12 protein-coding genes are annotated in these 13,412 nt (G+C 71.9%); 7 read left to right on the top strand and 5 right to left on the bottom strand.

The annotated features are described in order from the left end of the window. The first annotated feature begins 17 nt into the window (after positions 1 to 17). The 4 genes from OKJ99_RS18990 to hsaA all read left to right on the top strand — a co-directional run bounded on the left by OKJ99_RS18990 (position 18) and on the right by hsaA (position 4,600). Positions 18 to 947 carry a 3-oxoacyl-ACP reductase gene (locus tag OKJ99_RS18990; protein ID WP_326017839.1) on the top strand — a complete coding sequence of 310 codons (930 nt, stop codon included), beginning with the start codon at positions 18 to 20 and terminating at the stop codon, positions 945 to 947. Between the two features lie 82 nt (positions 948 to 1,029). Continuing rightward, positions 1,030 to 2,586 carry an FAD-dependent oxidoreductase gene (locus OKJ99_RS18985; RefSeq protein WP_326017837.1) on the top strand — a complete coding sequence of 519 codons (1,557 nt, stop codon included), beginning with the start codon at positions 1,030 to 1,032 and terminating at the stop codon, positions 2,584 to 2,586. A 50-nt stretch (positions 2,587 to 2,636) separates the two neighbouring features. Then, entirely contained in the window at positions 2,637 to 3,434 is a 798-nt protein-coding gene (locus OKJ99_RS18980) for an SDR family NAD(P)-dependent oxidoreductase (RefSeq protein ID WP_326017835.1), read from the top strand. Beyond that, positions 3,434 to 4,600, top strand: coding sequence for a 3-hydroxy-9,10-secoandrosta-1,3,5(10)-triene-9,17-dione monooxygenase oxygenase subunit (hsaA, locus tag OKJ99_RS18975; protein ID WP_326017833.1), 1,167 nt, complete (start codon positions 3,434 to 3,436; stop codon positions 4,598 to 4,600). The genes OKJ99_RS18980 and hsaA overlap by 1 nt, the downstream gene beginning before the upstream one ends. 69 nt (positions 4,601 to 4,669) lie before the next feature. Here the strand turns inward: hsaA and OKJ99_RS18970 are convergent, their stop codons facing one another. The 4 genes from OKJ99_RS18970 to OKJ99_RS18955 are packed head-to-tail and all read right to left on the bottom strand — an operon-like array spanning position 4,670 to position 8,581. Continuing rightward, a complete protein-coding gene (locus tag OKJ99_RS18970; RefSeq protein ID WP_326017830.1) occupies positions 4,670 to 5,455 on the bottom strand; it encodes an SDR family oxidoreductase in 786 nt (261 codons plus the stop codon). Positions 5,456 to 5,494: 39 nt separating this feature from the next. Then, positions 5,495 to 6,007 (bottom strand): nuclear transport factor 2 family protein, encoded by a 513-nt coding sequence (locus OKJ99_RS18965; protein WP_326017828.1) that lies wholly within the window; start codon positions 6,005 to 6,007, stop codon positions 5,495 to 5,497. 17 nt (positions 6,008 to 6,024) lie between these two features. Next, positions 6,025 to 6,882: a TIGR03619 family F420-dependent LLM class oxidoreductase gene (locus OKJ99_RS18960; protein WP_326017826.1), complete on the bottom strand. Its 858-nt coding sequence runs from the start codon at positions 6,880 to 6,882 to the stop codon at positions 6,025 to 6,027. Positions 6,883 to 6,934: 52 nt separating this feature from the next. Continuing rightward, entirely contained in the window at positions 6,935 to 8,581 is a 1,647-nt protein-coding gene (locus OKJ99_RS18955) for a class I adenylate-forming enzyme family protein (protein WP_326017824.1), read from the bottom strand. 330 nt (positions 8,582 to 8,911) lie between these two features. Here OKJ99_RS18955 and OKJ99_RS18950 point away from each other — a divergent pair, with 330 nt between their 5' ends. Next, positions 8,912 to 10,417 carry an MFS transporter gene (locus tag OKJ99_RS18950; RefSeq protein ID WP_326017822.1) on the top strand — a complete coding sequence of 502 codons (1,506 nt, stop codon included), beginning with the start codon at positions 8,912 to 8,914 and terminating at the stop codon, positions 10,415 to 10,417. A 40-nt stretch (positions 10,418 to 10,457) separates the two neighbouring features. Here OKJ99_RS18950 and OKJ99_RS18945 read toward each other — a convergent pair whose 3' ends face one another. Next, a complete protein-coding gene (locus tag OKJ99_RS18945) occupies positions 10,458 to 11,063 on the bottom strand; it encodes a TetR family transcriptional regulator (RefSeq protein WP_326017821.1) in 606 nt (201 codons plus the stop codon). 167 nt (positions 11,064 to 11,230) lie between these two features. Between OKJ99_RS18945 and OKJ99_RS18940 the strand changes: the two genes are divergently transcribed. Both OKJ99_RS18940 and OKJ99_RS18935 read left to right on the top strand, forming a co-directional pair. Continuing rightward, on the top strand, positions 11,231 to 12,007 hold the full coding sequence (locus tag OKJ99_RS18940) for an SDR family oxidoreductase (RefSeq protein ID WP_326017819.1): 777 nt from the start codon (positions 11,231 to 11,233) through the stop codon (positions 12,005 to 12,007). A 119-nt stretch (positions 12,008 to 12,126) separates the two neighbouring features. Continuing rightward, positions 12,127 to 13,365, top strand: a complete 1,239-nt coding sequence (locus tag OKJ99_RS18935) for an NADH:flavin oxidoreductase (protein ID WP_326017817.1) — start codon at positions 12,127 to 12,129, stop codon at positions 13,363 to 13,365. Positions 13,366 to 13,412 lie beyond the last annotated feature (47 nt).

The raw sequence follows: 13,412 nt of genomic DNA, 5'->3' as shown, positions 1-13,412 counted from the left end.
ACAGAGGGAGCCGAAGCATGAGCGCGACACAGACCCTGGCAGGGCGCACGGCGGTCGTCACCGGAGCGGGCGCAGGGCTGGGCCGGGCCGAGGCGCTGGCGCTCGCCGCCCGGGGCGCCAAGGTCGTCGTCAACGACATCGGGCAGGCCGCCGACGACGTGGTGGCCGAGATCCGCGCGCTGGGATCCGAGGCCGTCGCGATCACCGGGGACGTCGGCGACTGGGCCATGGGGGAGCGCCTGGTCCAAGCCGCCGTGGACACCTTCGGCACACTCGACATCCTCGTCAACAACGCGGGCGTGCTGCGCGACCGGATGCTGTTCAACCTCTCCGAGTCCGACTGGGACGACGTGATCCGCATCCACCTCAAGGGCCACGCCGCCGTCTCGCGCGCCGCCGCCATGCACTGGCGGGCGGCGAGCAAGGCCGCGGGCGGCCCCGTCTTCGGACGCGTCGTCAACACTTCTTCCGAAGCCTTCCTGTTCGGCGCCCCCGGCCAGCCCAACTACTCGGCGGCCAAAGCCGGCATCACCGCGCTGACGCTGGCCACCGCCCAGGGCCTGGCCCGCTACGGCGTGCGGGCCAACGCGATCTGCCCGCGCGCCCGCACGGAGATGACCGCCGACTCCTTCGGCACCGGGAACGGCCCCGACGGCGGGCTCGACATCATGGCCCCGGAGCGCGTCGGCACCTTCGTCGCCCACCTGGCCTCGCCGGCCGCGGACGGCATCAACGGTCAGGTGTTCGTCGTCTACGGCGACATGGTCGCCCTGATGGCCCCGCCCACGGTGGAGCACAAGTTCACCGCCGCCGACGGCGTGTTCACCGCCGAGGAACTCGACGCCCAGCTGACCCCGTACTTCGAGGGCCGCGACCCGTACCGCACGTACGCCGCCTACTCCGTGGCCGCGCTCGACACCACCGGCACCCAGCCCGCCGCGCACTGAGTACCGGTCAGTGGGACCGGCAGAGCCGAAGCCGCGCGGCGCGCGCTGTGCTGAGGCACGGCACAGCACCAGAGGAGGCGGTATGCAGGGCACCGGGCAGACGAAGGAACAGCGGTGGGACGCGGAGCACGACGTCGTCGTGGTCGGCTCAGGCGCGGGAGCGATGACGGGGGCGCTGCTGGCCGCCTCGGACGGCTTCGACACGGTCGTCGTCGAGCGGACCGACCTGCTCGGCGGCACGTCCGCGTACTCGGGGGCCGCCTGCTGGCTGCCGGGCACGCAGGTACAGGAACGGGCGGGCGCCGGTGATTCCACCGAGGGCGCCCGCGCCTATCTCCGGGCGATGCTGGGGGACCGGGAACAGGACCGGCAGGAGGCGTTCCTCGCCCACGCGCCGGAGCTGGTCGCCCGGTTGGAGCGCGACCCGGCCATCGCGTTCGAGTGGCGCGCGTTCCCCGACTACTTCGCGGCCCCCGGCAGCCTGCCCGCCGGACGGTCCTTCGTCCCCTGCGACCTGCCCGCCGAACACCTCGGCGACCTGCGGCAGTTGGTGAGGCCCGCCGTCGACCGGGACCGCGGCGCGGGCGGCCACCCGGAAGGGCCGCTGACCGCGGGCCGGGCCCTCATCGGGCGTCTGCTGCTCGCCTTCACCACGACCGGCCGCGGCCACGTCCGCACCGGCCTGCGCGTGACCCGCCTGGTGACGGACGGGGGCCGCGTCGTGGGGGTCGAGGCCGACGGACCGGACGGCACGGTCCGCGTGCGGGCCCGCAATGGAGTGCTGCTCGCTGCGGGCGGCTTCGAGGGCGACGCGGAGCAGCGGGCGCGGCACGGCGTGCCCGGCGCGGCGCACTGGTCGATGGGGCCGCGCGGCACCAACACGGGCGACGCGATCCGCGCGGCCGTCGAGGCCGGTGCCGCCACCGACCTGATGGACGAGGCGTGGTGGTGCCCCGGGCTCGAACTGCCCGACGGGCGCGCCGCGTTCACGCTCGGCCTGCGCGGCGGCCTCGTCGTCGACACGGCCGGCGAGCGGTTCGCCAACGAGTCGCTGCCCTACGACCGGATGGGCCGCGCGCTCGCACAGCGCCCGTCGCCCGCGTACTTCGTCTTCGACGCGCGCTCCGAGGGCCGGGCGCCCGCCATCACCGTCCCCGACTGCCCGGAGCCCGACCAACTGGCCGCCGGTACCTGGGTGCGGGCCGACTCCCTGACCGAACTCGCGGAACTGCTCGGCCTGCCGCCCCTCGCTCTCGAACGCACGGTCCAGCGGTTCAACGCCTTCGCGGCCGAGGGCAAGGACGCGGACTTCGGGCGCGGCGAGGAACCGTACGACCGCTTCTTCGCCGGACATGCGCAGGCCGGGCCCAACCCGTGCCTCGTCCCGCTCGACCGTCCCCCGTACTACGCGGCCCGCATGGTCCTCAGCGACCTCGGCACCAAGGGCGGGCTGCGCACGGACACTTCGGGCCGGGTCCTCGCCGCCACGGGCGCTCCGATCCCCGGCCTCTACGCGGCGGGCAACACCAGCGCCTCGCTCGCCGGGCGGGTCTACCCCGGCCCCGGCATCCCGATCGGGACGGCGATGGTGTTCGCCTCGCTCGCCGCCCGCGCCATGCGGAGCGCCGCACCCGCGTAGGGGGCCGGCCGCACCACGACAAGCAAGCACGACAGGCAGGAAGGAAGCCGATGCTCGACAAGGGTGTGTACGGGCCGTGGGCCGTGGTGGCCGGAGGGTCCGAGGGGGTGGGCGCCTCGTTCGCCCACCAGCTCGCGGACGCCGGTGTCAACCTGGTGCTCATCGCCCGCAAACCCGAACCGCTGGAGCGGACCGCCGACGAGGCGCGGGCCCGCGGTGTCGAGGTGCGTACCCTCGCCCTCGACCTGCTCGCCCCGGACTCCGTGGAGCGGATCCGCGCCGCCACCGACGACCTGGAGGTCGGCCTGCTGGTCTTCAACGCGGGGGCCAACAGTTACGGCCACGAGTTCGTCAGCGGCGACCTGGACCGCGTCCAGGGGGTCCTCGACCTCAACATCACCGCCCAGCTGGCCCTCACCCACCACTTCGGCGCCCGGATGAAGGACCGGGGCAGGGGCGGCATCCTGCTCGTCGGTTCGCTCGCCGGCTACCTCGGACAGGCCACGATCAGCGTCTACTCGGCGGTGAAGGCCTTCGGCCGGGTCTTCGCCGAGGGGTTGTGGCTGGAGCTCCAGCCGCACGGCGTGCACGTCCTGGAACTCGTGCTGGGCGTCACCCGCACCCCCGCCATGGAACGGGCCGGGCTCCGCATGGACCTGCCCGGACTACGGGTCGCCGAACCCGACGACGTCGCCCGTGAAGGGCTCGAACACCTCCCGCACGGCCCGGTCCGGGTGGCGGGCGGCAACGCGTCCACGGCCGAGGCACGCAGTGGATTCCCGCGCGCGGACCTGGTGCGCGGCGCGCACGAGGCGTCGCGCCGGCTGCTGCCTTCCGGAGCCAGCTGATGGGCAACCGGGTTCTGGAATCGGTGCGTTCCCTGCTGCCGGGCATCGAGGAGCGCGCGGTGGCCGCCGACGAGGCACGCCGCATCCCCTCCAGCACGGTCGGTGAGCTCACCGACGCGGGTGTCTTCCGGATGCTCCAGCCCCGCCGCTACGGCGGCCTGGAGGCCGATCCGGTGGACTTCTACGAGGTCGTCCGCACGATCTCCGCCGTGTGCTGTTCGACGGGCTGGGTGGCCTCGGTCCTCGGCGTGCACCCCTGGCAGCTCGCGCTCTTCCCCCGGCAGGCGCAGGAGGAGGTCTGGGGCGAGGACCCGGACACTCTCCTGTCGTCCGCGTACGCACCCGTCGGCCGCCTCACCCCGGTGGACGGCGGCTACAAGCTCGGCGGGCGCTGGAGCTTCTCCTCCGGCTGCGAGCACGCGGGGTGGCTGCTCCTCGGCGCCCTCGTGGTCGGCGCGCAGGGCCGCCCGGTGGACTTCCTGACGGTCCTGGTGCCCCGGTCCGACTGCCGCGTCGAGGACGTGTGGGACGTGGTCGGCCTGCGCGGCACGGCGAGCAACGACATCCTCGTCGAGGACGCCTTCGTGCCCGCGCACCGGGTGATCCGCAACTACGAGCAGGCGCAACTGCGGGGGCCGGGGCAGAAGGTCAACCGGGGCCCGCTGTACCGGCTTCCGTTCGGCACGGTCTTCACCAGCGCCGTGACCGCGCCGGTGATCGGCGCGGTCGGCGGGGGGTACGACTCGTACGTCTCGCTGATGAAGGAGCGGGTCAGGCTCAGCCTGGGCGGCGGGATGTTCGCCGAGGATCCCTTCGCGCAGGTGGCGATCGCCCGCGCGGCCTCCGACATCGACGCATCCGTGCTCCAGATGGACCGGAACCTGCGGGAGATGGCGGTGCTCGCCGCGGCGGACCAGGAGATCCCGATGGAGCTGCGGCTGCGCGCCCGGCGGGACCAGGTGCGGGGCACGGAGCGTGCGGTGTCCGCCATCGACCTGCTGTTCAAGACGGCGGGCGGTCATTCGCTGCGGCGCGGCAACCCCATCGAACGGGCGTGGCGGGACGCCCACGCCGGCAGCGTGCATGTCGCCAACGACGTCGAGCGGGCTCTGGCCATGTACGGCCGCGGTGCCTTCGGCCTGACCGTGGAGGACAACCTGGTCTGATCTCCGGGTATGCGTGAACGTATGCGTGAACAGACCCTGAAGCAGGGGCTGTTCACGCATACCCGGGGATCAGGCGGTGGTCTGCTGCCGCGCCGCGAGGAACCGGGCGGGGACCTCGCCGCCGCCGTGCACGGCCAGATCCGCGCCGTTGACGTAGCCCGCGAGGTCACTGGCGAGGAACAGGCAGGCGCGCGCCACGTCCTCGGGCACCGCCATCCGCCGCATCGGGACGACGCTCGCGACCGCGGCACCGCCGTCCTCGCCGTAGACGGAAGCGGCGCTCTCGGTGCGGGTGAGGCCGGTGGTGATGTGGTTGACCCGCACCAGCGGCGCCCACTCCAGGGCCAACGCCCGGGTCAGGGCGAGCAGTCCGGCCTTCGCCGCGGTGTAGGCGGCCGTGCCCGGCTGGGGGTCGTGGGCGGAGACGCTGCCGATGTTGATGACGAGCCCGCCGCTGTCCTGCTCCCGCATGACCTTGTTGGCCGCCTGCGCGACATAGAACGGGCCGAGAAGGTTCAGCGCGACGATCTTCTCCACGAAGCGGGGAGAGACGGTGGCCGCGTCGGCGTCGGGGGAGCCGCCCGCGTTGTTGACGACGACGTCGAGGCGGCCGAAACGCTCCACGACGGCGGTCACCAGCCGGCCCGTCGCGTCCGCGTCGCGCACGTCGCAAGGGAGGAACACGGCCTCACGGTCGCCCGCGCGCGGCGGTGAGGAGGGAGCGCTGCGCCCGCACACGGCGACCTGAGCGCCCGCGGACAGGAACGCCTGAGCCGTCGCCGCACCGATTCCCTTGGTGCCACCGGTGATCAGGACCACGCGTCCGGAGAAGTCCAGGGGGCTGCCGATGTCCATGCTGTGGATACACCTTTCCGTACGGATCGAGGTTCCGCCTCACACTGTTCCGCGGTCGACCTCATCGAGTGGTGCCGTCCCCCGTACCCCGCTGCGCAGCAGGGCGGGGGACTCCGGGCGGCCGTCGAGGACCCGGTTGGTGCGGGTGGTCACTTGCCAGCCGTCCGGGGACCGGCGCAGCTGCCAGTGGTTCGCGGTGGCCCGGCGGACCACGTAGCGGCCGTCGTCGTGCACGACCATCAGTGAATGAGCCACGGCTACGGCTGTGTCCCCGTCCACCGTGACATGCGCCGGACCCACCACGTGGGCGCAGCCGCCCCGTATCCAGCCCTGGTGCGCGGCGGACTCCACCATGGAGCGGATCTCGCTCCGGCCGCCGAGGTAGAGCTCGTCGATGTCGTACACACCGTCCGGCTCCCACAGGTCGGCGACCTCGGTGGCGGCGCCACTGTCGACGAGCGGTCCGTACGACGCCATGAGGCGGGAGATGTCCCGCTCGTCCTCAAGACGGCGCAGCCTGGCCTCCAGAGCGGCCATCGGGTTGTCGGTCACGGTTCCTCCTTCGAAGGTCAGGGAAGCGGGAGCGCCAACTCGGCCAGTGCCTCTGCCTGTTCGACGTAGTGGGCGGCCGATTCGGCGGCCAGCGACACACTCACCAGCGTCGCCCCCGCCTCCGCGACCCTGCGCAGGGCCGCCTCGGTCCGTGCCCGGTCACCCGACGGGTCCAGTGGCCGACCGGCGCTGAGCACCACCTCGAAGCCCTCGGGCAGTTCGGTGTCGGCGAGCATCGCGCCCAACCGGTCGAGCGGCAGCCCGAACGGAACCCACCCGTCACCGAGCGACACGGCCCGGCGCAGCGAGCGCCCGGTACGTCCCCCGATCCACAGCGGAACGCGCTCCTGCACGGCATGCGGCTCCACCACGAACCCCTCGTAGGCGAAGTGCTCGCCGTGGTACGAGGGTTCGCGCCGCGACAGGCCGGCGCGCAGCGCGGCGATCGCGTCGTCGGCGATCGCCCCGCGCCCCTCGAACTCGGCGCCGAGGAGCGCGAACTCCTCCTGGAGACTGCCCACACCGAGCCCCAGGACCAGCCTGCCGCCCGAGACCCGGTCCAGCGTTCCGTAGCGCTTCGCGATGGCGAGGGGATGGTGGTACCCGAGCACCAGGACCTGGGTGGCGAACCGGATGCGCCGCGTGCGCGCGGCGAGATGGCCGAACGTCGCCAGAGGATCCCAGTACGTGGCTCCGCGCTGCTCCGCGATGTCCGCCGGGACCGCCACATGTTCGGAACAGGTCAGATGGTGGAAGCCGAGACGATCGGCGGCTTCCGCGATCGTCGCGAGTTCCTCGATCCCCGCGCCGCGTTCCCACGGCGAGTGCGCACCCGGCACGGCTGTGACGACGGGGCTCGTGATTCCTAGTCGCATGGACGCCTCTCTGCGCGGCTCGACTGACGGCCATTCATCCCATCGGCCCCGGTCACACCTGGACGGCGCGCCGGAGCACCTTGCCCGTCGCGTTGCGCGGCAGGCCCTCGGTGGTGATCCGCCACTGGCACGGCACCTTGAAGTGGGCCAACTCCCGCTCCGTGTAGGCGCGCAGCCCCTCCTCCGTGACGTCGGCGCCCTGTTCGGTCACCACCACGGCCGCCACCTCCTGCCCGAGGTCCGGGTTCGGGACGCCCAGCACCACGCACTCCCGGACACCCGGGTACGCGGCGACGACGGCCTCGATCTCCGCCGGATACACGTTCTCGCCGCCCCGGATGATCAGGTCGGAGCGGCGGCTGACCAGGCGCAGCCGCCCGTCCGGGTCCAGCCGCCCGAGGTCGCCGGTGCGCAGCCAGCGGTCGGCGCCGATCGCGTCCTCCGTGGCCTGCGCGTCACCCCAGTAACCCAGCATGTTGTACGCGCTGCGCACACACACCTCGCCCTCCTCCCCGGTCGGCAGCACCTGCCCGAGCGGGTCACGGATCTCCAGGCTGACGCCCAGGACGGGGCGGCCGAGCGTCCCGGGGGCCTCGACGAGGTCCTGGGGGCTCGCGGCGGCGATCCCCGTGCAGGATTCGGTCAGGCCGTAACTGTCGACGAGGGAGTCGCGGGCGAAGGGCAGACCGGTGCGCAGCCGCTCCTTGAACTCGACGGAGGACGGGGCCGATGCCAGCGAGAACGAGGTCAGCGACGAGGTGTCGTAGGCGTCGGCCCCACCGTGTTCCAGCATGCGGTGGGCCATCGTGGGCACCGCGCCCCAGTTGGTGACGCGTTCCCGCTCGACCATGGACAGGACGGCGTCCACGTCGAAGGAGCCCTGGTGCAGTGCGACCTTGCTGCCGGTGGCCAGCCGCGGCACCGCGAGATTGTGCAGGCTGGCGATGTGGAACAGCGGCAGGACCAACAGGTAGACGCGGTCCTCGGGGGCCAGCGGGTCGCCGAAACGCTGCATCACCGCGTCGTTGAGCCGGTGGTACTCCACGACGGACAGGAGGTTGCGGTGCGTGTGCACGGCGCCTTTGGGCCGCCCGGAGGTGCCGGACGTGTAGAGGATGACGGCCGGGTCGTCCTCGGCCACATCGGCACGGGGCAGCGGCGCGTCGGGATACCGGCAGGCCAGCTCCTCGATGTGGTCCTCCACGGACAGGAGCGGCACCCCGCGGTCAGCGAGCCGGGCACGCCGCTTGGCGTCCGCGACGATCACCGACGGAGCCGCGTTCTCGACGCCCTGGGCCAGTTCGCGCGGCGACCACCAAGCATTGAAGCCGACGGCGACCGCCCCGATCGACACGGTCGCCCAGAACGTCACGATCCACTCGGGGGAGTTGGCCGCCGCGATGGCGACCCGGTCGCCCTTGCCGACTCCGTAGTCCTCGCGCAGCGCCTGCGCGAGCGAGGCCACCTGGGCGGCGTGCGCGGCGAAGGTGATCCGGCGGTCGGCCGTGACGATGTAGTCGCGTTCGCCGTGGTGCACGGATTCGTGCACCACTTCGTGCAGCGCCCGTCGTCGCCGCGCGAACACGGGCAGCCGGGCTCCCAGCACATCCTCCGGGACGAGTTCGAACGGGCCACCGGGGCCGGTGAGTTCGGCGTATGCGGTGCGGGCGGTGGTGCGCTGGTCCTGGTCGCTCGTCATTGAGGACTCCTCGGGGGGCGTCGGGGGACTCCACTCGGGTCACGGCTCCGCCAGTCTCGGCCCGAAACGCCCGCCCGGACCGTGCCGGTTCCGGTCACTGGGACTCCGGATCCGCGGTGTGAACGGCCCGCCCTCCCGGTGAGTGGGACGCCGTGCCTCGGCGGTGGGCCGTAGCCGTAGCTTTCCGGCACACGTCCCGGCTGCCGCCCTTCCTCGGCCGGGGCCGAACTCGCCCACGGCATCGAACGCGTGGCTCGTATCTCCTGAGCCGGTACCGCCCCTCAGCGACCCGCACGTGCACCGCTCCGTCCCCTTCGACAAAGGAACGCGATGGCACTGAATCTGAATCCGTCCCATGGCGCGGTACCCAAGCGCCACGTGTTCACCGTGCTCGTGCTGATCATCCTCTTCTCGGAGATCGCGACGTTCGAGCTCATCATGGTCTTCCCCGCCCTCCCGGACATGGCGGAGGCGTTCGGGACCCTGCACATCGCCTGGACCGCCTCGATCCTCACGCTTGCCGGGGCGACGGTTCAGCCGCTCGTCGGCAAGGCCGCCGACAAGTGGGGCAAGAAGAACGTCGTCGTCTGGCTCGGCGTCGTCTTCATACTCGGCAGCGTCGTGTGCGCCCTCGCGACGTCGTTCCCGATGATGCTGGTCGGGCGGTCGCTGCAAGGCTGCCTCGTCGGCATCGTCACGCTCTCCTACAGCCTGGTCCGCGACATCATGCCGCGTGACTTCGTGCCGATCGCGCTGGGCACCGTCGTCACCGGAATCGGCATGTCGGCCCTGTTCGGGCCCTTCCTGGCCGGCTGGCTCATCGACGGCTTCGGCTACCACGGAGTCTTCTGGTTCCTCGCCATCTACGTGGCGGTCCTGTTGCCCGTGTACGCGGCACTGGTGCCGGAGAGCGGCGTCCGTGTCGACCGGCCCATGGACTACCTGGGGACAGTGCTGATGGGGCCCGGTATCGCTGTGCTGCTGCTCGGCATCACCCAGGGCACCGAGTGGGGCTGGACCTCCGGTCCCACCCTCACCTGCCTGATCGCCGGTGTCGCGATGCTGGCCGGGTTCGTGTGGTGGGAGCGAGTCTGTCGGCACCCGCTGATCGACATGCGCGTGCTGCTGGGCCGGAAATTCGGTGCCACGGTCCTGGCCGTCGTGTGCGTGTCGTACATGATGAACGCGAACGCGCTGATCGGGCCCACGCTGTTCAGGACCCCGGCGAACGTTCCGGGTATCAGCTACGGCGCCGGGCTGACGGCGCTCGAATACGCGGTGTGGACCTGCCCGTTGGGGATCGTGGCCATGGTCGTCGGCCCGTTCGGCGGCTATCTGTCCAAGAAGGCCGGCGCCCGCAACGTGCTCATCGCCGCCGCGCTGCTGTTCCTCCTGGGGATGTATTTCGGCTCCCAGATGTTCACTGTGCAGTGGCAGGTGGGGCTGATGGCCCTGACCATCGGATGCGGCAACGGTTTCCTGCACTCCTCGAACGCGAACCTGCTCCAGGACGCGCTGCCCGAATCACAGAGCGGTGTGGGCAACTCGATCGGCGGCATGAGCACCCTGCTGACGGCCGCCATCGCCACCGCTGTCACCGGCACGGTCATGTCGCAGCACGTCCTGCGGGTCGACCCGAAGACCCATTCCGTGCTGTACGCGGACAGCGCCCTCACCCATGCTTACGGATGGGCCGCGGCCGTGGGCGCGGTGGGCCTGCTGATCGCCCTGTTCATGAAGCACGGCCGCACACCTGCTCAGGGTGGCCTGGCCGAGCAGGAGGACGTGCCGCTGGTCGACGACGTGGGTGCGACCGAGCCGAAGCCCGTCGGCTGAGTGTCCGCGGAGCGCCGGGGCCTGCGGGCCCCGGCGCTCGTCACCGTCGTGCGGCCAGGAGCAGGGCACACGCCATCCGGAGGTGTTCGTCGGCCTGGCCGGGGGTGATGCTTTCGTTGAGCCTCGACTGCAACACCCCGTACCAGAGCAGGATCAGCAGCCGTAGCCGCGCCAACTGATCCTCGGTGGGCGGTGCGACGCCCCAGGCGCGGACCAGCAGGTCGAGGAACCCCGTGTCGACGCGGGCCAGGTCGGGGACCGTGCCGGCGCGGGCGGCGTTGGACGACTGGATCATCGCGGTCGCGAGCGCCGGGCGGCGCAGCAGGTTGCGGGTGGCGCGGACCAGGGCGTCGAGGACGGCGTCCTCGGGGCGGGCAGGGGCGGCAGGAGTGGGCGGCCGCGCCGCCCCGAACTCCTCGATCTGCTCGGCCATGGCGGCGGTGAACAGGTGTGTCTTCGACGGGAAGTAGCGGTACAGCGTGCCGATCGCCACCCCGGCGGACCGGGCCACCTCCTGCATCTGCACCCCTTCGAGCCCCGTGTCCGCCGCCATGTCGGAGGCGACCCGCAGGATGCTCTGCCGGCGTGCGTGCTGCCGCGGCGAACTCGGTTCCGCACCCGGCCTGGCCGACGCGATTCTGGGCACGCTGCTCCTCCAGGTGGCAGGTTCCACGGACGAACCCGCAGCCTACGGAGCGCGCGGCACCGGATCGTTCCCGTGTCCCACTCACCGGTGGACGCCCGTCGGGAGCCGCCGCCGCGGGCCTACGGTGCGGGACGCCCACAGGGCATCCGTCGACCGAGGGAGAATCCATGCCACGCAATGTCGTCGTCACCGGTTCCGGTTCCGGGATCGGGGCGGCACTCACCGCACTGCTCCGCGCCCAGGGGGACCAGGTGATCGGGGTCGACCTACGAGGCGCGGACATCACGGCCGACCTGTCGTCCCCCCGCGGCCGGACGGAAGCAGCCGAAGCCGCGCGTGAGGCCGCCGACGGAGTGGTGGACGCCGTCGTCACCTGCGCGGGCACCTCCGTCCCCAGCGAGGCGCTGGTGGCGGTCAACTACTTCGGCACCACCGAGTTCGTGACGGCCCTGCGGCCGGCGCTCGCCGCGTCCGAGCGGCCCCGTGTGGTGGTCTTCGCCTCCATCTCCGCCACGCAGCCGGTGGACGAGGACATCGTCGCCGCCTGCCTCGCGGCCGACGAGGCAGCGGCCCTGGCACACGCGAGGAAGGCGATCGGCGACGGCCGGGAACGTCGGCTCTACCCCTCGTCGAAGGCGGCACTCGCGCAGTGGCTGCGGCGCACGGCCGTCGCCCCCGGCTGGGCGGACGCCGGGATCCCGGTGAACGCCGTCGCGCCCGGCATCGTCCTCACACCCATGAGCGCGGACCTGTTCGACGACCCGGAGACGAAGGCCGTCATGGACGCCGCCGTGCCGATGCCCCTGAACGGATACCTGCGGCCCGACGACGTCGCCCGCGCCGCGCTGTTCCTGGCGTCCGAGGACAACAGTCACATCACTGGTCAGGTGCTGTACGTGGACGGCGGCGCGGAGACGACCCTCCGCGGCCCGTCGGTGTTCTGACCCGGCTCCCGGTGAGTGGGATGCCGGGCGGCGGCAGTGATCCGCCGACCGTAGCGTCGCCCCACCTGAAGCGACTGGCACGGGCGCGTCCCCCATGCCGAACCGAGGAGGAACCAGTCATGACCACCAACGGGACACCCGATGGGACACCCGATGTCCTGGCCCCCGCCTCGCTCGGCCCCGTCGAGCTGCGCAACCGCGTCATCAAAGCGGCGACGTACGAAGGGCTCAGCCACCGCTCGCTCGTCACCGAGGACCTCGTCGACTTCCACGTCGGCTACGCCCGCGGCGGCGTCGGCATGACCACCGTCGCGTACTGCGCCGTGGCCAAGGAAGGGCGCACCGACCGGCACCAGATCCACTGGACCGACGAGGCGATGCCGGGGCTGCGCAAGCTCACCGACGCGGTGCACGCGCACGGCTCGGCCGTCTCCGCGCAGATCGGTCACGGTGGGCCCGTCGCCAACCCCAAGGGCAACGGCGCGCCCGCCCTCTCCCCGTCGAAGCACTTCCACGCCACCACGCTGAGCTGGGCCAAGGAGGCGTCCGTCGCGGACATCAAACGCGTCACGGAGGCCCACGCCGAGGCCGCGCGGCGGGCGATCGAGGCGGGCTTCGACGCCGTCGAGGTCCACCTCGGCCACAACTACCTCGCCAGCTCCTTCCTCAGCCCCAAGATCAACCACCGCACCGACACGTACGGCGGCAGCCTGGAGAACCGCGCCCGGTTCGCCCGCGAGATCATGCGGGCCGTCCGGGACGCGGTGGGCGGTCGCATCGCGGTCATCGCGAAGATGAACATGGACGACGGGGTCGCGGGCGGCTTCTGGCTGGACGAGGCGATCCCCGTCACCCAGTGGCTCGAACAGGACGGCACCGTCGACGCGTTGGAGATGACCGCGGGCAGCTCCCTCCTCAACCCGATGTACCTGTTCAAGGGCGACGCGCCGCTCCGCGAGTTCGCCGCGATCATGCCGCAGCCGATCAAGCTCGGCGTGCGGGCCGTCGGCAAGAAGTTCCTGCACAGCTACCCCTACCGGGACACCTATCTGCTGGAGGACGCCCGCCAGATCAGGGCCGCGGTGAAGCTGCCGATGATCCTGCTCGGCGGCATCACCGACAGGGCGGCCATGGACCTCGCCATGCGCGAGGGATTCGAGTTCGTGGCGATGGCCCGCTCCCTGCTGCGCGAACCCGATCTGATCAACCGCATCCAACAGGACGCCGACACACCTTCGTTGTGCATCCACTGCAACAAGTGCATGCCGACCAACTTCACCGGCACCCGGTGCGTCCTGGTCGACCGCGACACCACCCGCCGCGCGACCTGGGGCAAGCCCGAGGGATACGTGGCATAGCGGAGTCATCGAGCGAACGGTGAGGGGAGAGGCGTGACGACGAGGGG

It is taken from the genome of Streptomyces endophyticus, from assembly GCF_035798155.1.
Lineage (GTDB): Bacteria > Actinomycetota > Actinomycetes > Streptomycetales > Streptomycetaceae > Streptomyces > Streptomyces endophyticus.
Note: the sequence above shows the minus strand (reverse complement) of the source record. Positions and strands in the feature narration are given on the sequence as shown.

What these genes read in the sequence shown, in the direction of transcription:
- OKJ99_RS18935 (WP_326017817.1), top strand. Translation starts at nt 12,127, where the DNA reads ATGACCACCAACGGGACACCCGATGGGACACCCGATGTCCTGGCCCCC.
- OKJ99_RS18960 (WP_326017826.1), bottom strand. Translation starts at nt 6,882, where the DNA reads ATGCGACTAGGAATCACGAGCCCCGTCGTCACAGCCGTGCCGGGTGCG.
- OKJ99_RS18980 (WP_326017835.1), top strand. Translation starts at nt 2,637, where the DNA reads ATGCTCGACAAGGGTGTGTACGGGCCGTGGGCCGTGGTGGCCGGAGGG.
- OKJ99_RS18955 (WP_326017824.1), bottom strand. Translation starts at nt 8,581, where the DNA reads ATGACGAGCGACCAGGACCAGCGCACCACCGCCCGCACCGCATACGCC.
- OKJ99_RS18990 (WP_326017839.1), top strand. Translation starts at nt 18, where the DNA reads ATGAGCGCGACACAGACCCTGGCAGGGCGCACGGCGGTCGTCACCGGA.
- OKJ99_RS18950 (WP_326017822.1), top strand. Translation starts at nt 8,912, where the DNA reads ATGGCACTGAATCTGAATCCGTCCCATGGCGCGGTACCCAAGCGCCAC.
- hsaA (WP_326017833.1), top strand. Translation starts at nt 3,434, where the DNA reads ATGGGCAACCGGGTTCTGGAATCGGTGCGTTCCCTGCTGCCGGGCATC.
- OKJ99_RS18940 (WP_326017819.1), top strand. Translation starts at nt 11,231, where the DNA reads ATGCCACGCAATGTCGTCGTCACCGGTTCCGGTTCCGGGATCGGGGCG.
- OKJ99_RS18970 (WP_326017830.1), bottom strand. Translation starts at nt 5,455, where the DNA reads ATGGACATCGGCAGCCCCCTGGACTTCTCCGGACGCGTGGTCCTGATC.
- OKJ99_RS18985 (WP_326017837.1), top strand. Translation starts at nt 1,030, where the DNA reads ATGCAGGGCACCGGGCAGACGAAGGAACAGCGGTGGGACGCGGAGCAC.